General features: G+C 47.5%; 11 protein-coding genes and 1 tRNA gene. 5 read left to right on the forward strand and 7 right to left on the reverse strand.

What is annotated here, in order from left to right:
- Window positions 1–20 precede the first annotated feature (20 nt).
- Window positions 21–4,520, reverse strand: a complete 4,500-nt coding sequence (locus B0I18_RS07955) for a pyocin knob domain-containing protein (protein WP_106522159.1) — start codon at window positions 4,518–4,520, stop codon at window positions 21–23.
- 758 nt (window positions 4,521–5,278) lie between these two features.
- Window positions 5,279–7,597, reverse strand: coding sequence for a hypothetical protein (locus tag B0I18_RS07960; protein ID WP_106522160.1), 2,319 nt, complete (start codon window positions 7,595–7,597; stop codon window positions 5,279–5,281).
- Between the two features lie 342 nt (window positions 7,598–7,939).
- On the opposite strand from B0I18_RS07960, the gene B0I18_RS07970 reads away from it, so the two are divergent.
- Window positions 7,940–8,449 (forward strand): hypothetical protein, encoded by a 510-nt coding sequence (locus B0I18_RS07970; protein WP_106522162.1) that lies wholly within the window; start codon window positions 7,940–7,942, stop codon window positions 8,447–8,449.
- 16 nt (window positions 8,450–8,465) lie between these two features.
- Here B0I18_RS07970 and B0I18_RS07975 read toward each other — a convergent pair whose 3' ends face one another.
- Window positions 8,466–9,428: a GlxA family transcriptional regulator gene (locus B0I18_RS07975; RefSeq protein WP_106522163.1), complete on the reverse strand. Its 963-nt coding sequence runs from the start codon at window positions 9,426–9,428 to the stop codon at window positions 8,466–8,468.
- Between the two features lie 766 nt (window positions 9,429–10,194).
- On the opposite strand from B0I18_RS07975, the gene B0I18_RS07985 reads away from it, so the two are divergent.
- A tRNA-Lys gene (locus B0I18_RS07985) sits at window positions 10,195–10,267 on the forward strand.
- Window positions 10,268–11,066: 799 nt separating this feature from the next.
- On the opposite strand, the gene B0I18_RS07990 is transcribed toward B0I18_RS07985, so the two are convergent.
- The 4 genes from B0I18_RS07990 to B0I18_RS08005 all read right to left on the reverse strand — a co-directional run bounded on the left by B0I18_RS07990 (window position 11,067) and on the right by B0I18_RS08005 (window position 14,483).
- Window positions 11,067–12,287, reverse strand: a complete 1,221-nt coding sequence (locus tag B0I18_RS07990) for an alpha/beta hydrolase-fold protein (RefSeq protein ID WP_181358379.1) — start codon at window positions 12,285–12,287, stop codon at window positions 11,067–11,069.
- A gap of 206 nt (window positions 12,288–12,493) precedes the next feature.
- Window positions 12,494–13,201 (reverse strand): LytR/AlgR family response regulator transcription factor, encoded by a 708-nt coding sequence (locus B0I18_RS07995; RefSeq protein WP_106522165.1) that lies wholly within the window; start codon window positions 13,199–13,201, stop codon window positions 12,494–12,496.
- A gap of 1 nt (window position 13,202) precedes the next feature.
- On the reverse strand, window positions 13,203–14,204 hold the full coding sequence (locus B0I18_RS08000) for a sensor histidine kinase (protein WP_106522166.1): 1,002 nt from the start codon (window positions 14,202–14,204) through the stop codon (window positions 13,203–13,205).
- Between the two features lie 87 nt (window positions 14,205–14,291).
- The gene (locus B0I18_RS08005; protein ID WP_106522167.1) at window positions 14,292–14,483 is read right to left on the reverse strand and encodes a hypothetical protein; all 192 of its coding nucleotides are present in this window, start codon (window positions 14,481–14,483) and stop codon (window positions 14,292–14,294) included.
- 622 nt (window positions 14,484–15,105) lie between these two features.
- On the opposite strand from B0I18_RS08005, the gene B0I18_RS08010 reads away from it, so the two are divergent.
- The 3 genes from B0I18_RS08010 to B0I18_RS08020 all read left to right on the forward strand — a co-directional run bounded on the left by B0I18_RS08010 (window position 15,106) and on the right by B0I18_RS08020 (window position 24,606).
- Window positions 15,106–16,638, forward strand: coding sequence for a hypothetical protein (locus B0I18_RS08010; protein WP_146146696.1), 1,533 nt, complete (start codon window positions 15,106–15,108; stop codon window positions 16,636–16,638).
- A 119-nt stretch (window positions 16,639–16,757) separates the two neighbouring features.
- Window positions 16,758–20,279: an RHS repeat domain-containing protein gene (locus tag B0I18_RS08015; RefSeq protein ID WP_146146697.1), complete on the forward strand. Its 3,522-nt coding sequence runs from the start codon at window positions 16,758–16,760 to the stop codon at window positions 20,277–20,279.
- Between the two features lie 10 nt (window positions 20,280–20,289).
- Window positions 20,290–24,606: a DUF6443 domain-containing protein gene (locus B0I18_RS08020; RefSeq protein WP_106522170.1), complete on the forward strand. Its 4,317-nt coding sequence runs from the start codon at window positions 20,290–20,292 to the stop codon at window positions 24,604–24,606.
- Window positions 24,607–24,610 lie beyond the last annotated feature (4 nt).

Genomic DNA, 24,610 nt, shown 5'->3' on the forward strand with positions numbered 1-24,610 from the left:
TTGTTTTTATGGTGTATGTATTAATTGGTTGCGGATACCAGGTGCCAGTCCCCGTCAATGGACTGGATCTCTATGGCCTTTTTGTGTGGGATGACGCTTATTTCATCGGAGTCGTCAAGCACTCTGAAGGTGCTGTTCAGTGTTACTTCACCCGTACCCGCAGCCCGCAGTTTAAGTATGCGTCCTTTATAGGAGGCCGGGTTCGGTAAGGTTACCTGGGGCTTATCCAGGAAAATCAGGATATAATCATCGGGCTTTACTAAGTAATCATTATTGCTGCTGATCCTCCTGCCCATGGCCGCAAAACCGCCGGCAGTATTTAAGCCCTGCCCCGTTGATCCGCCCGGCGGAACCTTTGCAGACATATAGGAATTGCTGTTAAGGTCCTGCCATTGGATTTGTCCGTCGGGTATGGGGGCCGTAGTAAGGAGCCCATTGGCATCGGCTACTACCATAGCAGGAGTTCCGGTTGCCAGTTTGGCTACTTTTATGCTGCCGCTGGTAGGGAAGGTAACCTGCAGGCCACCGTTGGGACCGTTGGAGCCATCGGGATAAAAAGTAATGCCCGTGCCGTTTGTCGCGCTGATCGTAGGAATGCCCGGGTTATAACCGCCGCCCCAGCTGATGTTTTGCCCGTTTGTAAGGTCGAGCCTGTTGGCCCTCAGGGCGCCGCTGATCCAGGCATTGGCTGATTGGGCCGAGCTGAACTGGTTTTGCAGGAACATGCCGGATGAGATGATATCTTCGAACGTCGCTATCGTTTTCCAGTTGCCCCAGGTAGATACGCTGCTGCCGGAGCGATATAATAACTTGCCTACGTAGGTAGCGATCTGGGCCACGTTAGCACCGCCATCCAGGCCTGAATTATCATGGTAGGGAGATAGGGTAAGCACCCCGGCGTAATTGCCGCCTGCAGGCAATCCTACTGTAGCCGGAGTCTTAAAGTCCCACCAGGTACCACCGTTCCTGCCGTTTGGTGCGGGGTTGTCGCTACGGGTGTCTTTATAGATGACCGAGTTGACTTCTCCGCCGGCTGCTTTCATGGTAAAGCTGGCATCCCGATCGAGTACATATTCGTAGCGGCCGGTAGTGCCGTTCCAGATACTGCTGAGCTTGGCGCCACTGGTGTATTGCGGCGTGCCCTGTGCCGAAAGATATTGTTGTGCGTTTAAGGTGCCGAAGTTGGCGGCGCCGGCGCCTAATACAGACCCACCGGGATATAGCGTTAATGCTCTAGTGCCGTTGAATTCCACGCCCAGGGCTTCGATATCGGTACTGCCGCCCCGTACGGCGCCGATGGCTACACGGTCGTTGTACCATGCAAATTCTGTGGCCGCAACCAGCGTGGATACCGGTGTAGACGAGGCGAAATAAGTCCGTATCTCCCTGTTGCTCGCAACCGCTTTAAGTGACCCGGCACGGCTTTCGCCACTGATCCAGGTATTGGCATTCTGCGCCGTCGCGATCTGGTTCTGGATGGTATTGGTATTGGTCCAGGATTGTGTTGCCAGGAGGTTACTATTCCAGTACAGGCCATTGGTGACGATGTTCAGGTTGGTGCCGTTATAGCGGTCGATATGGCTCCCGCCTTCAAAGTTGATCGATGTCCCGTTGCCCGTGCTTACGAAGAGGGATCCGGAAACCGTCAGCTTGTCCGGGACGCCGGCAGGGTTAATGCCAATGCCGACTTTGCCATCGTTCTGGTTGATGATCGTATTGCCGCCGATCGGGTTGATGACTGTATTCGCATAACTCGTCTGGTTCCCCGGTTGTATGTTCAAGCCATTGCTTTCTACCCAGAAGGCGCTATAAGTCTTCGTTTGGTCAGGTTCTGCAATTTTAAACTGGGGAGCGTTGAAGGTAGCGCCTGATTTTGATATGGTGTTGCCTACGGTGGCTACATCATTAAGCGATGGCATGGTGGTTAATACACTATCGGCATCAGTATATATCTTACGCCATGGGTTCCACACCCCGATATCCCCATTCCTGGTCCTGATCTTAAATGTACTCTCCCCATAGGCTCCGGCAAGTTGCAACAGGTAGGCATTGCCATAGTTAAGTTGTCCGGCGCTGATAAAAGGTCCGTTGATATTGGCGCCATCAGAACCGGCGCTATAGGTGAAGCCACTCTCCTGTACTGCATTAGCCAGCGTGATACCCGCGCTGCCATCGTAAGAATTCCTTTTGGTTTTAACGATATAGGGTTCCTGGGCGGTGTAAACCGGGTCTGTTTCTGTTTTGAGAAATACCTCGGTCGTATATTCAAAACGTCCGCTTGTGCCGTTCCAGATGGCGATAAATTTAGTCCCCGAGGTATAAGGTTGGGTGTTTTGTGCATAAACAGATTCATGGGCTACGAGATTCCCGAAGTCGCCGGTGCCCGGCACATTAAAGTTGCCTGTTTTGTCCAATGTCAGTCTCCGGTTGCCGTTTATATCGATGCCGAAGCTGTCGATATCGGTAGAGCCCCCGCGTATGGCGCCAATGGTCACCAGGTCGTTAAACCATTTAAAGGAAGTACCCGAGATAATGGTGTTGAAATCCGTTGTTGTGGGTATATGTGTTTTTACTTCCCTTTCGTGAGAGCCCGTTACGATTAGCGGCTTAGTGGTAGTATTGCCGCGGTCTGTTGTCTGTTGCAGGTTTGCTGCCGCCGCGCTTATCGCGTTGCTTACTGCCTGCGTGGTAGGGTAGGTCGTATTATTGGGGCTGCTCAGGCTGGTCGTCTTATTGCTGCTGTTTTCCGGCGTGAAGCCCAACGCATTTTGCTTGTTGTTGAAGGTCGCCCAATCCGTAGCGCTCAGGTATCCGTTTGCAGAAACGCTGGCCTGGGTAATGCCGATGCTTCCGGTGCCTGAGTTATAGGTAAGAGGTGCTGCGGTACTGATAGCCGTCCTCGCCCTTGCAGTGGTAAAGTACAGGTTCTGGGTGCCTTCCGGTACCTGGTCTGTATTCGATACCGTCGGACTTTTTAATTCTATCCAGTTGGCTAAAACGGAAGCAGGCGTATTCTTCAGAATGAAACTCTTGCTGACGTCGTTCCGGACCGCCACATCGCCCGTCTCGGCAGTAAGCGCCAGCATCTCGGCCTGGTTATTTACCGGGAAGGTTTCCGTAATAGCAAGCGCGGGGATCTGGGCATTCGGGATTTTACCATTGGCGCCGAGCGTAGCCACACCATTGGCTGCACCTTTTTGCACAACCTGGATAAAGCCCGTGTTGTTCGTCGTAATGGCATTGTCCACGTAAACCTTTACCGCATTTTGCGTAGGGTATAAGGTATTGGAGTTGCCCAGCGCCGTATTGCTGTTTTTGTTGGCAGCATCTTCTTTCGCATTCCAGGAGGTAATGTTAGCCGCTGTTATTGTCTTTACATGGCCGGGTACTGTAGGGTCGGTTTCGGTATTGACCAGGGTTGGTTTGCTGTCGATATTGTCCCAATGTACATGCCCGCCGGCCCCTGAAGTATTCATTTGGGTTTTGGTATATACATCGCGGAGCAGGCCTACTTCGTTCCAGGCATCCCAGGCGTGCACATTTTCTCCCTGCCAGTTAAATTTACTCCTGATCCATTTCCGGGTCTGGTTCTGTGGCGATTCCTGCATCGATACGATCTCCTGGGTAGTATAGGTAGTCCAGGCATAAGCGCCAAAACGCTTGCGCACAGTTAGCATAAAGGGTATGCCGCCAATAGTTGCCCCGGAATCCGGGTAGCCATAGGTGATGTACTGGTTTAAGTTAGAAGCAGCGATATAATATTCACCGGAAACGACCAGGTCATCGGCTTTTACTGCTGTCCCGGTTGTTTTCAAACTTATTTCAAGAATGGCATTTTTATACTCCCAGCGATCTGTAGTTCCTTTTCTATACCAATAGCCGCAATTCCTGTTCAGGTTGCTGGTTTCATTGCTGGGATAGAAATATTGGACTAATGCGCCGCCTGCCTGGTAAACGATAAGCATACCGGCGGTGGCGCCATTGTTGTTATTGCCGATATGCGGGTAGTTCGGGATTGCGGTAAGTCCATAAGGTATGTTATAAATACCCTGGGGTAGTGCGCTATTAAAATCTGTTACCGTATCGCTTCTGCGTGCCAGCGCCATGGCTTTGAGTAAATCCTGGTTGATGACCTCGCTCCCGTTATAGGTCAGCAGGCCGCCTTCGGGTTGCAGGTGCAGCGGCTGGAAGTCTTCGGTATTGCCGGCTTGTATGGCCGCACCGGTCGCATTGGTATAAAAGGCTGCCGTCATATTGTCGCCGTCGGCACTGCGCAGGTAAAGATGGGCATCGTCATAGCTGCCCGAGTTAATGGCTATATTCCGGTCTTCATCTCTTACCTGCTGCAGGGTGGGGGCGGCCCGTAAGCCGATATGCAGCGGTATCCATTCGGAATTGTTTTGGTAGCGGGCATACACGCTCAGGTAAGGGTCTCCCGGCGCCTTCGTAAAATAAAGGCTGTCGACCGGGATGCCAGACTTAAGCAGCGGTGCATTGACGCATGGCGTGAGTTTTAGCATTGTTTTGTTATTTAGGGTGATAATAAATGGTGTTTGATAGTACTATCGGCTTGCCTGGGCGTAATGGTTACCCGGCTATACGCTAAGCAGGCGCATAACAGGGCAGGTACAGGAATGTCTTTCCTATAGCGGCAATTGCCTGTTGGTAATAGCATTCAAAGGTACCGGCCGGCTACGTCAATAGAAGGCGTAGCTTGCTTTTTTGTTTTGATTTAATTAGTTGAAAGTGTTGTGCATCCTGATCTGCAGGCTTTTGTTCGTTCGCGGCAAAGCAATCCCATGGGGACATTATGATGTCCTTTTTTTCTCGTAACCTGATCTTTCTATAAGCTATGCCAGGCATCGCTATAATAGGGTACAGGTTGTTTGATTAAGGTAGTGTATGCCTTGCTTTTTTTTGGGCACAGCTTTATAAGCCGCGATCAGATAAATGCTGAATAATGTATCATAGATTTTTTGATTTCGTGGTGGTGATAAATGGTTTTGTTAACTTCAGACGAAGCCAGTTTAACGCGGTTTGAGTCAGGGATATACTTAAGCAAAACGGAGGCCTGTAGGGCATTTCCATTAGGTTATAATACATTAAACAGGGACTTGGAGAAACCAGCTTAAAGATAGATCATAGCTGTCGTAATCAGGTATGTATTTAACGTATGGCATGCGGGCAAATTGTGTAGTGGAAAAAAAATAAACACCTATTTCTTTTGTTTATATAAGGCGGCCTGTTATGCTGCTGATCAACTCACCATATGGTGAGTTTAGGGCATGCGTGGCGGTATTAGTTTTTGTAATTGGCGGATCAATGTGTCCAGCCTGTAATTGTTATTCAGCCTGGTTTGCATACGTTTTAACGTCGCATCGGAAATAGACCAGTTCATAGCATAGGTTTCTTCGCTGTTATTGCTGTATAAGTTGATTTCATAATAACTTTCCTGTAGCCCGGCCTGCAGGAGCAGCCCGTCCCTGTAGTAGAGTGCATGGATGTAGTTTTCCAGTCTTGAGTTATTGACCGAGGTTTGCGAAGTATACGAACCCGCCAGGGTAAGCAGCGGCGCTGCAAGGTCGTTGTTAAAGGGAAGCGCTTTACGAAAGTTGGTTACCGCATAAGGGGTATTCGTGATATGGATCACGATAAAGCGCAGTTTGTTCAATTGCGTGCCGTATCGTGCTTTCAGCAGGGTGTCGTTATGGATAAGCCGGTTTATCTCCATGATCGCTTCATGAATGACACCTGCGCCCGAATTGTCGAAATAACCGCCATCTACAAAATAATGACGTTCCCTAACCTTATGTTTCCCCGCATCCAGCCGCTCCCGGGTAATGCAGCCCGCGGGACTCAGGTAAGGGAAGCGGGCGCCCAGTACTACCGCCGTGCTCAACCGGATATCCTGCGAGGGCGGTAGCAGGGATAATACATCGAGCCTGCGGCCAAATACTGTGGAGTCGGGGCGTATATTACTGATTATCCCGGGAAGGCCGTCCTGCATACGGGTAGTATTGATGAACAAAGCCGGTAAGTCATAGGGTACTTTATCGTGCGTCGCCAGTACGGAAAATGGTTGTGCAAAAAAGCCGTTGAGCAGAACGCTGTTTCCCGCTCCGTATTCCATGCTGTACTCCAGGGCCCGGGCCCTGTCGGCGGTAAAGGGATAAATGGTGTTGAAGCAGTCGGGGCCCAGTAGCCTGGCCAGCGTAAAAGTCAGGAAGTCTGTTTTTAGAAAATCGGTAGCCGGCTGGATCATGCCGTATTTCCGGATGCTGTCTGCCGTTGCTGCATTATGATTGCGCAGGTAGAGCAGGGCAAAGAAAGCGCTATTACCCACACTGCCTCCCGATGCACCCGACAGCGCAAAAAGGTTGTGGCTGAATGCCTTTCCTGTGGCGCTATCCAGCTTGCCCAATACGGAAGCTGTCCAGTAGCCGGAACGCGAAGCGCCCCCGTCGGCATGTACCATAATTACCGGTAATAACAGTACCTTATCGTCGGCTAATTCCTGTTCATGGCGTTGCAGCCAGTTGTACAGGTATGCCTTTAAGTCCATACGTTGATGATAAGGATTGTGTACAGTCTTTATCGTAGCAATATTGTGGGATTCGAACAGCAATCCGCCGGTGAGCATCAGGAGCAGTACAAAGAAACTGAGCCGGATGCGGTAGATCATGGAAAGCATTTTAAGCAGGTTATACAAACCCGAGTAGAAACCAAGTGCCAGCAGGATAACGCCCAGGGTGCCAAACGTGATCGCAAAGGGCAGGTAAAAAATAGCGAGGCAATAGATGAGCAAAGCGGATAAGGATACCAGGTTGAATACGGTAAAGGTGAATTCCTCGAAACGCGGAATTTTACCCTGTGCCTTTATGAATAAGGGTTCCAGCAGGCGCTCCATAAACGCCATCGGTTTTTGCGCGGGCCATACCTCTTTGATATTCCTGCGGTTGATCACAAGAAAGATAAAGATGACCTGCAACAGGCTGGCTCCGGCAATCATACTGAACCGGTTCTCCCGGATAAGACCGAAGACGATAATTACTAAGGGGTTCATCCAGAATACAAGACCGCATACTTTTGAGAACAGGGCGACGCCGAATTGCTTCCTGAAATATACAGAGCCTATCCTGATCCACAGGTTAAGGAGCCTGTACAAAACGCCGTAAGCCAATAACAACAGGCATAACGCCATTGCATTTAACCGGTTGCCCAGCAGTTCCGGTGTGTTGAGAAAGGCAATTACGAACAGCGAATAGATGTAAAAGCCCAGCAGGCGCGGCAGGTGGAAAAGCAGGCCGGGTACCAGCAGGAATAACCCGTTTTCGAGATAGGCGAGTATGCGGCCCGAATACCATACGACGTAGGCCCAGAAGAATAGGGCAAGCAGGACGAATATGCCCGGGTACCACCGGGTATTTTCAGAGGTCTTGGTGAGTACATCCGCTCCCTGCGAGAGGTTGAGGAAGGCCATTGCGAAAATGCCGATCAGGATAATATTGGGCAGGTAAAGCCGAAGCACCTGCAGCAGGGCTGAAATGCGCAGCAATACATTGCCCCGCCTGGAGAAAATATGATGGATGGGTGACATAGGGATCTTGCCGGCGTGCCGGTATTGGGTTATAGGTTTAATAAGGGTTGGTTTGGCCTGCAGGAAGGATGGCCCGGGTCATGTAGCTGGTAGCTATGGCGGGTATGCCTTCCTGTATTGGTATGATGCAAAATTAAAAGCCGTCTACGCCATTACATGTCGGCACGATAGGGTGGGCTCAAAAAAAAATCAGGATTAATAAAGGAATATTGGTGATGGCACAAAGCGCCCTGTAATTTGCCGTATATAACCTCTATATAAGCGGTTGGTACCTGGTACCTTTACAAAGGGAAGCCGTGGAAAACGCCTGCTTCCCCTATTGTTAAACCAAAAATCTGAATGATGGAAAAAGGAACAATGGTAACCGACAGCCGTATGTATAGCTATGTGGTATTGCTGGATATGCATACCGGCTTTTTCAGGAGCGCGCTGGAAGGGATATCCGATGGGGATGCGCAACGCAGGCTGGATACCAAAGCCAATCATATTGCATGGTTGGCGGGTAGCCTGGTACAGCAACGGTACGAGATGGCGCATGCCCTGGGTCTGGATGCCGGGCTGCAGCAGGCGGCCCACGAACTCTTTAAAGATAATAAAGGTATCCAGGATGGACTGGCTTATCCATCCCTGTCTTCGTTTTTGCAGGACTGGGATGTCATCACGCCAAAGCTCAGGGAAGCAATGCTTAAAGCCGATGCAGGCCAGCTCGATCATAGTGTCGAATTTATGCCGGGACATAAAGCAACTATTCTCGAGCTGACTTCCTTCAGTATCTACCGGGAGGCGAATTGTATCGGCCAGATTGCCCTCTGGCGGCGCTTGTTAGGCTATGATGCCATGAAGTACATGTAAAAAAACATCCGGGCAACTACCTGACCTGGAATTTTTCCCGGTACTCCGATGGAGTCATGCCTACGGTTTTCCGGAATATTTTCCGGAATGCCTTCGGGTCGTTATACCCGGTGTTGTATATCACCTCGGTCATCTGCAGGCTGGTCTGGAGCAATAGTTTTTTGGCCGCTTCGATGCGGGTCTGCTGCAGGTATTCGATCGGGGTAATGCCGGTAACCTGTTTGAACCGGCGTACCATATTGCGCCTGCTGGCTGGTATATCGCGGATCATCTCTTCGATCGTGCCCGTATCGTGGTAATTGCTTTCGATCTTTTCCTGTGCGGTGGCTACCAGTTCATCGGTATGGTCGCGACTGGGTTGGAAGGTGCTGAAATAGGCCTGTGTTTCCCGGTCCATATCGATGGCAAATATCTTGGCGATTTTTATGGCCATATCCCGGTTGCAATAGCGATGCACCAGGTGAAGCAGCAGGTGGAAGGTAGAAGTAGCGCCCCCGCTGGTATACAGGCGCCCATCCTGTGTCACGGTTTTATCGGCCAGCAGTTTTACCGATGGAAATGCCTGTGCAAATGCTGCGCAGGCATCCACATGGGTTGTGGCGATCTTGTTGTTGAGTAAGCCTGTGGCGGCAAGCAGGAAGGCCCCGGTACAAAATGTGGCGATCTCCGCATTTTTATGATACTGGCTGATCAGCCAGGGAATGAATTCACTGTTTTTATGCAAGGTGCCGGCGATGTCGTCAGAAGCAAAAGAGGGTACCAGTACCAGGTCCAGTCGTATGGGTTCGTTCAGGGTAACGGAAGGGTAGCTGAATGCAGGATTGGCTGCTGTTGTACCCGGGCATACCAGCGTAACACGGAAAGGCGCCTCCTGGCCGGAAGCAAGGGTGAATTTATTGACGGTCTCGAAAACATCTAATATGGCCGCTACACTCAGTAACCGGTACTGGTGCGTAATAAGTAGGCCGACGTTTATCATATGCGTTTATTTTTGCAAACATAAGCGTTTTGTTGCATATCCTTCCTGTCTGCAAATCCTATAGGTATCTTAAAAATTACCCGCATTACTCCTGTACCACGAAGCTTCGGGGTGTTTGAACTGCAGGTATACCTGTGTCGATAGCCGCATCCTGATTCTATAATCCGATTATTTTATTCCTAAACTTATAAACAAAAAGACGGTAACAATCCTTAATGCTTTCCTGAACTTTAGGAACCAAGCCAGGAAGCTTTCGATTTTTACAAATCCGTATCCGGTGGCAACAGCATATTCATGGATAGCGATATGCCTGATGCATTTGGAAAAGCGGTGATGGGTACCAACTGCTCCGTCTTATTCATCCGATAATAAAGAAGAAGCGATAGGCCTGTTTGAAGTACTCTCTGAAGGAGGCCAGGTAACGTTGCCTATGGCTGATGCTTTTTGGGATGCTTATTCCGGCATGCTTACGATCAGTTTGGTATACAGTGGATGGTTAACTATGATTATAACCGCCAGCGCGAAGGACAAGTTCCGTAAGCCCGGTGACATGGGATAAAGCCTGGGTCGTAAATTTATAATATAACACGTTTTATTTATGAGCGGGCTGTAATACGGCGCTGTAAAGGCATCGCGGGAAGTGGCTGGTACGACCTGTTCTTTTTTTTGAAAAAAAATTCAAGAAAATTTAAAATAGGTTTGGAAAATTAGAAAGTGCGTCTTACTTTTGCACTCCCTTCGCAAAAAGGGACACCAACAAACGGTCGATTTCGTAGCTCAGTTGGTAGAGCAATACACTTTTAATGTATGGGCCCTGGGTTCGAGTCCCAGCGGAATCACAAAGCCACTCTCCGGAGTGGCTTTTGTCGTTTAAAGCATATTTTTTGATCGTTGCGGAGTACTGCAACCAAAGCGAGTGAAGCTCATCGGGGATCAGGCAGGAAAGTTGGGGATCAAGCGAAAAAGTTGGGGGACTCCGGTATACTTACCCTATTTTTTTATTCTTCTTTGTCTTGATACAAAGAAGCAAAAATCAAGACTGTAGAAAAAGGGATCAAGCGAAAAAGTTGGGGGACTCCGGTATACTTACCCTGATTTTTTATTCTTCTTTGTCTTAATACAAAGAAGCAAAAATCAAGACTGTAGAAAATTGCTAAAAATGCCTTGTACGCCTAAAAGAAATATTCCGGACGGTTAGTAAAAATTGGACGAAGGAATGACAAACGAACTAAAGTACAGGGCCAGACTGTGGGAACTGTATTTCTTTCTATACGTCGTCCTGCAGCATTTATTCGCTGTATTTTTATTTTCTTATTGGTGCTCATGAGCGCTACGCGGTTTATTAACGCCCTTTTTCTAAAGGTCGGTATGTTCGGTTATTTCCTGGCTTGACGTCCCGGCAGCCTATGTAACGGGTGTTGAGCAAAGCATGCCTAGGCAGTAGGTAGCCAGGTGTCAGGTGTTATGACTAATATGCACCCGTTCGCTGCGAGATCCGCGCCGCCGCGAGACCTTAATTAAATATAGACCCGCAAGCCATACAATCGACCGACCTTAGAAAAAGAATCCCCTGTAAATTCTGCTTGATCCATGATTCCGGCAACTACTAGAAAATGTATCCCTTGGTAGTTTGCGGCGCTACCGTTGATCCATGATTTTGCTGATCATAAATGCTCCATTCCGGTTTTGCGGATTTAACTGTAAAGACTTTTGGTAACTTTCCAGGGCATGGCTCATCTCGCCCTTTAAATAGTAGGCTTCCCCTAAACTATCATAGGCATTTGACGAACCGGGATGATTTTTTACATTCCGGGCAAATATTTCGATGGCCTGATCTACATGTCCTTTATGGAGCAGCTGATAGCCACATTCATTCATGAAATCTTCTGAAGGTTGTATGGGATATCCATATTGTAATGAAAGACGGGAAAAGTGTGCGGCTATATCCTGGTAAGACCTTACTGATCCGACACCCTGCGGGCCAATGAACCAGTCGGCAAAAATAAACCGAAGCCCATCGTACATACTTTTATATCCTACAGAAAAATGATCTTCGTTCAAATAGGAGTTGTATTGCCATTTGAAGGAGGCGGGTGCTGACCGCTTCAGTTCTACAGCAATGGAATCTGCTGCCAGCTTGCCACCTGGCTCGTTTCCTAATGATAAAGATAAATAACCCTGTAGCCTGGAATGCTCCTCCAGGAACCGGGAAAACTGGCCCAGGATTACCATATTCCCACCATAGATCGCCGGGCTGATCACAATCTGTGATTGGAAAAGCTTTGGGGCTGCTATCTTGCAGTAAATGGTAAACAGCCCGCCCAGGGAGTGGCCGGAAAGTATACGGTAAGGTTGTGTTCTGTAGTTCGTGTCTATATACGGAATGAGTTCGTCTTTTATGAAATTCAGGAAATTTTTTCCCCCTCCGGTAGTTGCCAGGCTGCTGTCGGTCTTGCCTTCAAAGAGCAGCGAATGGACAGGCGTAAAGTCTTTCTTGCGATCGTTGTTGACAATACCAACAATGATCAGCTGCGGAATACGATACCTGTCAGACAAAAAACGCTCCAGCTCTGTCACATAGGCAAAGTTCTGATCCGGATCCAATAGGTAGAGTACGGGGTATTTTTCACCGGATGCCGTATAGTTGGCCGGCGTATAGATCCACAGGGACCGTTGCTCCTTGAGGACTGTTGAATGGATCACTTTCTGCTCCTGCTCCCGGTGGGGAAGATCATCCTGGGCCCGGGCCTGTGTCGATGAAAACATTAAAGAGACTATGGCGATCAGTCCCGGCAGGAACCTGCAGGTATATCTTTTACAAAATTTCCAACTAATTGCTTTAACAGGATTTTCTGCCATGATCATTGTATTTCAGGTAAAAGTACTGCAGCCATTTTAAATCCAGGGTCAGTGTAATGCAGATATCGGACGATACGCAATGAGGGCAAAGGCTACCGGTTCGTCTACCAATTTTCCTTAGTTTTTTTGTTCCCTTAATAACCCGGATGATTGTTGTGGGTAAGGTTTTTATTGGATCGAAAACAAATTATTGCTCAAACCAAACTTCAGGTAGTTAGCAGGTCTGAGTTTTGGAGATACATTTTACTGGACTTACATTTTGATCCGCCCAATAGTTTCAACTCTTTGTAATTGTTCGTTGCGCCGAGTATCTTATCCTTATTGGCAACAGTGGATTTGCTTACCCTGGCAAAAGTGGTAGAAGGCAAAGCCTTGTGTACTTCCCACAAAGGTATTGGTGCAAAATAGTCGCCATCTTCTGCAATGACGTTTGAAAAATTACCGGTAGACTCTATATAAAGTATTTTGTCAAAAGCAATTTCGACTGTTTTATCATCCAGCCTGTAAACCAGGTGAGTTGTATTTTTATAAACTAAAGCTATCCTTTCAGCGAGATAGATAGGGTGAATTTTTTCTGCTACTTCCGAAATGTCCTTTAAGGATATGGGTTTCGACAAATAGCCAATAGCATTGCTGATGCGCCAGGATTCCCTTGCGTATTCCTCATACCCGGTTGTAAATACTACTTTCTTTTTCGGAACGAGTTGCGCCAGTTCCAAACCTGATAAGCCACTCATATTGATGTCTGAAAAGACCAGGTAGACCTCAGGATGTGCCAATAAATAAGCTTTGGCGGAAACCGGATTTTTGAATGTTGCAACTAATTTTAATTGTGGAATTTGAAGGACGATTTTTTCAAGATAGTTGATTGAAATGATTTCGTCATCGACAATAACACAGAGCATTTGTTCCATTTTAATTCAATTGCACCGAAAGATCTACTGTATATAAATCCTCCGTATCGTTAATAATAAGATCGTACTTTCCAGGATAGCCGGATGCTAAATGTTTTTTTACATATCGTAAACCGATCCCGCTCGAGTTATCTTTTATTCTTTTGTCTTTCTTATTCTTTACCGTCATTTTAATCTTATCCGGATTCGCGAATAAGGCTATCTGTATTTTATGATTTTCATCTGTATACAGACCATGCTTAAACGCATTTTCCACAAATGGCAGGATAATATGTGGTAGTATCCGGATTGCATCCTTGTCTTCAACCACCAGGTTTTCTTCCAATTGAAGATCCGGGAACCTTAATTTGAAGGTATTTATAGTGCCCTCTATTGCTTCCATTTCAATTTTGAACTTAATCTTTCCATCCTGTTCCGGTGTAGTGATTCCGGCCCTCAAAGTTTTCATAAACCAAAAGAGCCCTTCAGAAACCTGGGGAGCGGTTTCCATGGTTTGAATTCTGAAAAAATCCAAACTATTTATTATGAAATGGGGATTTATTTGTGCCCTTAAGGTTGCATTTTCGAGTTCCAGCTTTTCCCGTTTTGCTTTATTCTTATCCACTGTTGAGCGCCAGTAGAAGAAAGCATATAACGAAAATGTAAACCATTGGAAGAAGAATCTGCGTAGTAACATATCGTTGCTGTTACTGATCATAGGCACATTTCGCTGAAAAATTACCGGATAGATATACAATGGAATTGAAAACTTAATAGCAATACTTGCAACAAGAAGAGCTATTAACGACAGTGCAAAAAGCAGGAAACGTCGTGAGGAAAATAAGTATGGAAAAATAAAAAGTGCAGTTGTATAAAAGACTCCTGCTGAAATAAGATGTGATCCCAACGTATCAATACAGGTATTGAGTAAGTCGCTATGACCATAACCATAAACTAAAATAACTATGGCTATATATCCGATCCAAAATATGAAATGTGTAAGAAGCGTTTTATATTTTTTCATAGGTATACCATGCAATATCTCACATTAATGAGATATTGCATGTAACGGCCGAAGATAATATCTATATTTTAATTTTTGAAATTTGATTTAATCGTTACAATACTTTTGAGTAAGAAAGGGTGGGGCATTGTATGGCGCTACACAATCCCATGTTACCGGTCTTGTAAATACTGAATTGCCATCTCCAGCATTGACGTTGTCCATTTGGCTTTGTGTTAAAACCAATATTTTTTTACTGTTGAATTTAAGCTTCGGTAGCGCTTTGTTGATCTTTTTCATAGGCTATGTTTTGTAGAAAGCAAGGTAAAAACCTGGGATTTTTAATTTTGATAAAAAATATTTGACCAGGAACGTCATTTCATCATTTTTTTTTGAGACTCCTATATCCCACTGCTACCTTCACAGGCATAGCCTGATTATAGGTATCTATAGAAACGCAGGGCTCCTGGCAGTACTTGCAATACAGCGGCATAACCATAAACCTGCATTGCAATTAAGTTGTCCCCGCACGTTCCATAATGCAATGGAAACGTTCGGTAAAGATAGTATATCCACCTCAGGATTCATTGGTACTTATTCTTTATCAAATCGTAATTACTACTAAAAATAGTTGATTAAATATTAACAATAAATAAAATTAAACATTAACGATGGACAGTTCAACAACGGGATCAGATCGGGACCTGAAGATAACCGGCAGATTCATGCTGGGGCTTTGCATTTTTCACTTCATGCTACTTTTTTGCACCGCCATTGGTTATGTATACGCATCGCGAATGGATCATCCGCGGGAAAAGGCCGTAAACGTTAATTAATACAAACAGGGGTTTTTACCTGTATTCTTACAAAGCCTCAATAATAGATTTACAGGCAGACAATAATTGATAAACCCCAGATCCAATTGTTCCAATTACTGATCATGTTGATTACCGGTATCCTTTTTTTCATTTTTCCCGGAGCTGTAACTGCCCAATCGGAAAATGGAATTAGAGAAGCATCCTCCTATCTCGATCATAAAACAACGGCACTCGAAAAATACCTGAAACGTTCGGACCGGATACAGCAACGCCTGTTGCGCCGCCTGCAGAAAAAAGAAGCGCGTATGCTGGTCCGGCTCGCTGCTAAAGATTCCGTAGCCTATAAGCAATACCTGCACCGCACTCCCGGCTTCGATTCGATCGCCGTTTTATCCAAAGACACTACCACCCTGGCCCGTATGGCTAAGCGGCGTAATGCCACCATCGATAGCCTGAAAGGCATACAACAGTTTATGCATAACCAGGGCAATAAACTTGCTGCCTTGGAGGGCATAAGCGGACAAGCCTTGCCCGGCGGCGATTACAGCGGCAAGATCGCTGAGCTGCAAGGCAAGCTAAATGCCGAACAACAGGTTAAAGACCTGATCCGGCAACGCACGCAAAGCCTGGAGCAAATGGCTGCAGGGGCCGGCATCCCCGGGCTTACCGGGATACAGAAAGACGTATACTATGCCCAGGAAAAAATGAAAGCCTGGCGTGGACTGGCCGATGATCCTGATGCTGCCGAAGAAAAAGCGATGGAATACCTGCAGGGTATCGAGGGCTTCGACCAGCAGCTGAACCCGAACCAGGGCTCCTTTGGCGGTGTTGGCGCCAATGCTACGGCCGAAAGCCTGCAGGCTATGGGCTACCAGACCAAGGGACAGGTGGGCAAAATGTTGCAGGAGAAATTCGGTAATAGCCTGCAATCCGTGCAACAAAGCATGGGCGCGCAGGTGCAGGAGTTCAGCAATCAACTGGGCAAGGTAACCGATAAAGTAAAAGAAGCCGGCAACCTGGCGCAGGAAGCCCGGCAGGGTCTGCAGGAAGCGAAGGCAACCAAAGACAAACTAAAGCATATCGAAAAGCCCGCATTCCATAAAAACCCGGAACGTGGAAAACCGTTCTGGCAGCGGCTGGAGCCGCAATACAATTTCCAGACTACAAGAGCCACGCCCGACGGGCTGCGTCCTGCCATGGTAGAACTGGGCGCTGGTGTCGCCTTCAAACATACACCCAGCCTGAGTTATGGTATCGGTGTAGGGGCCAGCATTGGCCTGGGCCAGGACTGGCAACATATACGCCTGAGTTATGAGGGCATTAGTACGCAGGTGTATGCCGATTGGAAACTATTGTATGGCTTTAGCCTGCAGGCCGTTTACGAACGGGCCTTCCGTCCGCAGAGCCGTGCTTACCTGCAGGATAACAATACTACGCCACAACAGCCCTCAACCTCCACCGACAATGTGCTGAAAGCGGCATTCGGCGGGCAACAGGAGGCAGCCTATATCGGCATCATGAAACGGTACCGGATCAGCAGCAAGTGGAGCGGCACCTTTATGGCGGGGTATAATTTCCTGTGGCAGCAAAGCAATTTAAGAACCCCGTTTATGCTGAGGCTGGGCTGGGGGAAATAGTTATAATTTGATAATTGGGCTCCGCCAACAATTGGCGGGCTTGAAATATACCTTGCAATCAGATTGATACCATTGCTATTGAAAACTAATTCTACTCAATCAATAACACCATTTAAAGAATGAAGAAGATTCCAATATTGTTTACCTGCCTTATGGGTTGGGGCACTTCCTTGTATGCCCAAACGACAGAGCTACCCTCGGCGAACTATATAAAGGGCCTGAACAGCCTGGTCAGCGGATCACCAGAGACATCGCAGATGATGAAGTATGTAGACTTTCCTGTCAGCCTGGTAACCGGTACACCGCAGATAGACTTGCCTATATATACCCTTGCAGGCAAAGGTATTTCGCTTCCCGTAAGCCTGTCTTACCATGCAGGTGGTGGGGTTAAGGTCAGCGATATGGCCTCGAATGCTGGCCTGGGCTGGCTACTGCAGACCGGTGGTGAGGTGTCCCGCGAGATCCGGGGCATCGCCGATGAGACTGCCAGCATCGGTTTTATCAATAAAGCCAAACCTCTTTCCTATTACATGAGCATCAGGCCGCTTTATGATGATGATCCTAATGCTGCGGCGCACTTTGAGGAATGGTCGGCGGCAGCAAAAGGCCAGATGGACCTGGAACCAGATCTCTTTTATTTCAACTTCGGGGGTTATAGCGGCAAGTTCATGTACGACGAGATCAAAAAGGCGTTTGTCAACCTGAATACTTCCGATCGGAGGCTGGATATTAAATTCCAGGTTCCAGGTTCCAGCTCCGGGGGCTTTACCATTATTACCGATAATGGTACTAAATACATATTCAATAATGCCGAAAAATCCAGCAGCCAGACGCTGCCTGTGGGTATGCAGGGGTCTTCCACATCATCACCGGAACAGACTACCTCCTGGAAGCTCACCCGGATCATCAACCCGGACGCTACAGATACTATTGAATTGTTGTACGAATATAACTCCGGCAAATATGCCAGCCTGGGTTCCAGTACCACCTACCAGCCGCTTACGGGTAGTAGTGGCCGTAGCCCCGTAATGAACGTTTACACGAATAACTCCCTATCGGGCCTTACCCGGCTCAAGGCTATCGTAAGCCGTACCGATTCGCTCAGCATCGTATATGATGGCGTCATCCGCCGGGATTATGAATTGCAGCGGGCAATATCGCGGGTTATTGTCAGTACCCGAGGAGGCGGGGTTAAAAAGATCCTGCGGCTACATACCAGTTACTTTCAGCGCAGCGCTTCCGTGGGACCAAACGCGGCAGGCACGATGTCGCTCGAGTCGCTGCGCCTGGACTCGCTATCCGAATACGGCAGTACGGAAAACAACAGCAATCCGCTACGCCACCGTTTTATCTATAACAGTACCCAAATGCCGGCCCGTATGTCCTTTGCCCAGGATATGTGGGGATATGCCAACAACAACTTATTTGATCAGCACATGGCGCCGGGCATGTATATACAGCAGGGAGGCTCCCCGACCTATCTTCCCGGAGCGGACCGTGCGCCTGACCCCAATAGGATGAAGGCCGGGATATTGGAACGGATCGACCTGCCAACAGGCGGTAATATCCAGTTTGATTACGAACCCAACACCGTCAGCAATTCCAGCCTGTTGACCGTGGGCAATACCATTACCAGTGGTGCTTTTATTTCTGTATTCAAAGGGGCTAACCAAACGTTTTCTTCTGAATATAGAGACAGTTTTATCGTGGACGAAGCGCCAGATCCGGCCATTAATGGCGACCTGGGCGGCGTTATGGCCAATATAACGCTGGGCAGGGTAAAACCCGGCGCATATTGGGGCGCTCCGATGGATTACGGTTATGTAGGGTACCGGATAGATCGTGCGCCCATTCCCGCGCCAGATCCTGCACACCCTTTTAATGGCTTTTCTGCACAAGGGCCGGAGTATATCGGTAATGTCCACCTGCCCAATGGCAAATACTACCTGGTTGCTACAAACGTCGGTATAATGAACGATGCAGCCATTCTTGGCAATGTCCGGAACCTGTATTTTGGTATCAGTTTTAAAATAAAAGACACCACTGCGCCCCCGAGTCAATATACTGCAGGGGGGCTGCGGATCAAAACCATTTCCGCTACCGATAATTATGGTGGCACCCCGAAAGTAAGGAGCTTTATCTATGATGACGAAAACGGTTCCTGGGGGCGGCAGATCGGACCGGACTTCCATAGCTATGTAGAGACCCGCATATCCAACGGCTACCGCTTCTTTGTACGGATGGGCAACAACGCCATGCCGGGCCAGGGGGGGCAGGGCAACAGTGTTTACTACACCAAAGTAGCCGAGGTTTTAAAAGATGGCAATAAAGAATTCCGGACCTTACACAACTTCCTGAAGGTCGAGCCCAATTACGTCAACTTTTACCCCTTCGTACCCGGCACCGATAACGAATATGCCCGCGGTAAAGAGATATTGACCGAGTGGACCGCTCCTAATGGCAGCACCCTGGAGACAAAAAGAAGAACGGCGAGCGTATTCGACTATTCGCAGCCCTCGATCTTCACTAACCCGGCCATGAAAATTGATGGTATTAAAACAGTCGTTGACGATTATTCCGAATCCGGCAGCGGCTTCCCGATGTTTACCATCACCCCTTATTCCAATAACCTTTCCTATGTCTATCTGACCTCGGATTCAACGTACGATTACAATCCCGATAATGGTATCCCCAACCTGAGCTGGAACAGTTATGAGTATGGCAGTTACAATAAACTGCCATTAAGTATAACTTCCCAAAATAGCAAGGGCCAATTGGTAGTACAAAAGAATGCCTATGCCGCAGATGTGGCAGAGCCTGCATTAGCGCCTGATGCGACACTTGCCGGACAGCTTATAACCGCCAACCGGGTGAGTGATGTTTTAGCGTCGAAGACTTATGTGGATGAGAAATTAGTAAATACACAATACACACATAGCCATTTCTCAGGCAGCCAGTTGCTGACCGATAGTATGCGCATTGCCGAATATGGTAATCCACTGCGAAAAGCTGTAGCTATTCCGAGCTATGATCCACAGGCAAATCCTTTGTCTGTTGTAACACCCGGTAACCGTTTTCGCAGGTATATCTGGCGCAAGGAGCGCAACCTGGCCCTAGCCACTTGTACCATGCCACAGAACAGCGCTTTTGTATTTACCTCTTTTGAATATCCGGGTGAATATAGCACTATACAGGAATCCAGCCGTACGGCTTCTTCGGCATTCTCCGGCAGTTATGGCTATAACCTGAACGGGTCTTTAAATTTTCAGGGCTTCAACTCCGCCGGTACGATCGAAGTGTTCGCCTGGGTGAGCCAGGGCAGTTTTACGGCCAATGGTGTTACTACTGTTTCGACAGGCCGTACTAAAGGAGGCTGGACCCTGTACCGTGCGGAAATTCCGAATTACGCCACGGTTACCATTGGCGGACTGTGTACCATGGACCAACTGGCTATTGTGCCTGCGGGCAGCAGTTTTGATGCCAATATCTTCGATAGCCAGGATAGAATAACAGCGAAAGTAAATAGCAGTATGCAAACCAACTTTTTCGATTACGATGATTACGGAAGATTGATCCTCATCAGAGATGAGCAAGGCAATATCATCAAAAATAATAGCTATCAATACCAGGTAAATCAATAAAATCATTCCTATGAAAATCCTTAATAAATATATTTTATTATCCCTGCTGGTCACAATTGCGTTCCATAATGGATTTGCCCAGCCTAATCAAAATATCCCGGAACTTGGCCCGCCTTCCTTCTTGCCAACTGCCACCTACCCAGCGTTGAGGAATTTAACCAATCCGGGAAAGCATAACTATATTCAATCTATAATACCGGACCAGCCCTTACAGAATCTGCCTGCCTCCGGATACAAATACCGGCAGCAGCGGGATTATTTCGACGGTCTTGGCCGCCCCTTGCAAACCAACCAGCGGCGCGCACATGCCGACGGCTTCGATATTATCCAGGCATATGTATACGACAGTCTCGGGCGGGAACGCTACCAGTACCTGCCCTTCGCCAATAGGAAAGACCCGTTTTCTACTAATGGTCTCCTCCAGTTGAATGTGGCAGCCAATATGCGTAGCTTTTATGAACAGGCAGGCAGCGATGAACCGCCTTACAGCAGGACCGATTTTGAAGCTTCTGCACTGGGCAGGCCACAGAAAACACTCAGTCCCGGACGCTCCTGGGTAGATTCAGGCCGGGGCGTGTCACTGCTCTATGCCCATAACCTCAATAATGAGGTCCGGATGTGGGATATTGACCAGGAAATTGACGCATTGCCGGAAACGAAAAGGTTTTATGATCCCAGTACCCTGTACGTGACCGAAACAACGGATGAAGACGGTAAAAAAACAAGGGAATATAAAGACAGGAACGGGCAGGTTGTTTTGATAAAAAGTCAGCTAGTGGATGGTAAGATTGAGCCAAGAATGCACGTCAATTATGCCTGTACCTATTACGTTTATGACAAGCAGAACCGGTTGCGCTATGTGATCCCCCCGCTTGCCGTATGGACGATAGACAATGCAGGGAGCTGGGATGTAAGCCAGGTTCCTGAGTTATGTTACCAGTACGATTACGATGAAAAGGGGCGTTTGGCACAGAAAAAGATACCCGGTAAAGCGATGGAAGAATATGTTTATGACGAGCGGGACCGGCTGATCTTTAGCCGGGACGGTAATCAAAAGGATAAGAATAAATGGGCATTTACAATTTATGATGGAAGTGACCGTCCTATCGTAACAGGGCTGATCGGTTTTACTTCGCCCCGCGATGTGCTACAAGGTCTGGTAGACGACCCTTCGGTTCAATATCCCGCACCAGATATCTGGGGCTATATTAAAAATTATAACCTCAACAATAGCTATCCGGTGCAGATCAATGCAGCAAACATCCTCAGCTATACCTATTATGACAATTACGGCCAGCTACCGGGCTTCAGCTATGATGCCGCGCAGTTCAGTGGCGCGCTTGCCTCTACTGCCCAGCCGGAGATAGAACAACCGGTTTTAAGCAGCGTAACACGCGGGTTGGTAACTGGCAGCAAAGTCCGGGTACTGGATGGCGAAAACCCCACCAGCAACAGTCAGTGGCTCAGTACCGTCAATTACTACGACAATAAAAACCGGCTGCTCCAGGTGCAATCCCAGAACCTGAACGGCGGCCTCGATATCAGCTCTAACCTCTATTACTTCCAAGGCATGCCCTGGCGCACCATACTGCAGCACCAAAACCCCAGAGCACTGGCAGTCCCCGGATCGGACAGCGCCATCAAGCAGCACCGCCTTGTAAAAACCTTTACACGTAACATCGCAGCCGGAGGCGGTAATGACCTGGTAAAAAAGCTGGAGCAGCAGATCAACGGTGGCGCACCTTTTAATATCTCGGGCTATAATTACGACCATCTGAACCGGGTGGTTGTAAAGGATACCCGTGCGTGTATGATGCTCAATGAATACAATGTACGTGGCTTTTTAAATCACATTGTGGTAGAAGACCGGGGGACGCCAACCTTCCGTACGCTTTTTGAAGAGCGGCTCAGTTATGACAGTGGTTTCCGCGACAAACTTTATAATGGCAATATTGCCGGCATTACCTGGAAAGGTGATGATGGTATCACGCATGCCTATGGGTATACTTATGATAAGCTCGACCGGCTGACGCATGCCGAACACCGGCACTGGACCGGCAGCAATTGGGGTAATATGGAATGGGATTATACCGTGTCTAAAATAACGTACGATCTGAACGGCAACCTGCGGACGATGAAGCAGCGCGGAGGTAAATACCCCGGCCCTGCCCAGACCATCGACGAGCTGTCCTATCAATACGAAGCCCGGACCAATAAATTGATCAAAGTGGAAGATGGAGGGGTAAACCTCAGTGGCATACCTGATTTTAGAAATGGCGCCAATACCGCCCAGGAATACGATTATGACCTTAACGGCAATATGGTCAGTGATGCCAACAAAAAGCTGGCGATCGAGTACAATGATATAAACAAGCCGGAAGTGATGGTGGTCGATGGGAAAGGCACTATTTACTACACTTACGATGCTATGGGTAACCTTCTGCGCAAAAAACTGGACAGTTCCGGGGTGAGCCATATATATGATAATATTGGTAACTTTGTTTACAAGGATGATGTACTTCAATATATTTTAAATGAAGAAGGTCGCTGTCGCCCGGTATCAGGAGATACTTTAGGAAATGCAACCCGCTTCGTCTACGATTATTTTGTCAAAGACCACCTGGGCAATGTCCGCAGTACGGTAACCTCTAACCCGATAACGGTAGGTTATATGGCAGAACATGAGCTGGCAACAGCAGGACGGGAACAAATGCTCTTTGATAATATACCCAATGTGCGTGCTTCAAAACCCGGAAGTACGAACCCCAATGATAATATGGCTGCAGAGCTGGACGGTGCTGTTGCGAGTAAACGCGTGGGAACTGCAATTATGCTAAAGGTGATGCCCGGAGATAAATTTGAGATCAGTACTGATAGCTATTATGAAGGCGAAAACCAGGGAGCGGAAGAAACAGGCGCGGCGCCGGTTATCAACTCATTGATGAATGCCCTGATGGGTGGCGGGACTTACGCCGGTGTTCCTGTAAGTGAACTGCCGGAAAACATGAAAACCATCAGCAATATTCTGTCCAATCCGACACTTCCTGCGCTGATGCGAGGCTTGCAGAGCAATGATAATCCGATAGCGCCAAAAGCGCATCTGAACTATCTGTTCTTTGATGGTCAGATGCAACTGGTTTCGGATCTGAGCGGTTCAATCCAGGTACAGCCCAATACCAACGGATGGCATAATAGCGGAACGGTAACTATAGGACCGGGTGTATTTGGTAACAGTACCTTACAGCCTGCCTACCTGATCGTCTATATAGACAACCAGAGTATCGGTAAAAAAGTATGGTTTGATAATGTACATTTGGAACACTATACCTCTAAAGTTTTAGAAGAAGATCATTATTATCCATTTGGATTGACGGTTGGTATAGATAAGGCTGCGCAGAATAATTTGCCAGGGCAGCCGTATAAATATCAGGGTATACAACTCGAAAGGCACTATGGATTAGAAATGTATGAAACATTCTATCGAGGACTTGACCCCCAGTTGGGAAGGTTTACACAGATAGACCCAAAAGCTGAAGTTGATTACCATATTAGCCCTTTTACAGCGATGAAAAATAATCCGGTTCTCTATACTGATCCGAGAGGAGATGTAGCGGGAGATTATTATGGCAAGGATGGGAAGTATTTAGGCAAGGATGAAAAGAATAATGATAATAAAGCCTATGTAACAACTGAAGGAAATTATAACTATATGGTTAATGAAGGAAGTAAGCCAGATTACGATGGTTTGAGAGCTAATTCTACTGAGCTTCCTGTTTCAAATTCCTCTTTAATTAACAGTGCCTCTACTGTCTATGGAGAAAGTTCATTCCCATATAATGTTAGTAAAGAAGATCTAAAGGGAGAAATGTTTTCCCTAGCGAGCGTGCATGCTAATTATCCTGATGAGGCAGCATTCGGTGCTAGCAACGCAGGCGCTGTAGATTTTCGCTCTAAAAGCCCTGACAAAAGAAATGGAACAAAAATGCAAATTGCAGTTGAAGCCCAAATTAATGCTTCTTCTGGAGGACCTGATTACAGTAACGGAGCCAGATACTGGGATGGTAAAGATCAAGCTTTATTTCCTGTCAGTGACAATAGACTTAGTGCTCCAGAGAAAGGTTGGCAAATTCACATGAATACTCGTGGATGGACAATTACCGATGAACATTACTCAAAATGGAAAAGCAATATTGGGTCGTCCTTTAAGGCTCCTCAAACAAAGTTTGCCCCGGATGGCCCCAATAAAGGTAAAATAACATATCAATCAACCGCTGTTTGGGGAAGAACTATCTTCTGGAAGGATACAAATATTAAAAAAGAAAAATAAAAAT

Origin of the sequence: Taibaiella chishuiensis (genome assembly GCF_003014535.1) — a bacterium.
Taxonomy (GTDB): Bacteria; Bacteroidota; Bacteroidia; order Chitinophagales; family Chitinophagaceae; genus Taibaiella; species Taibaiella chishuiensis.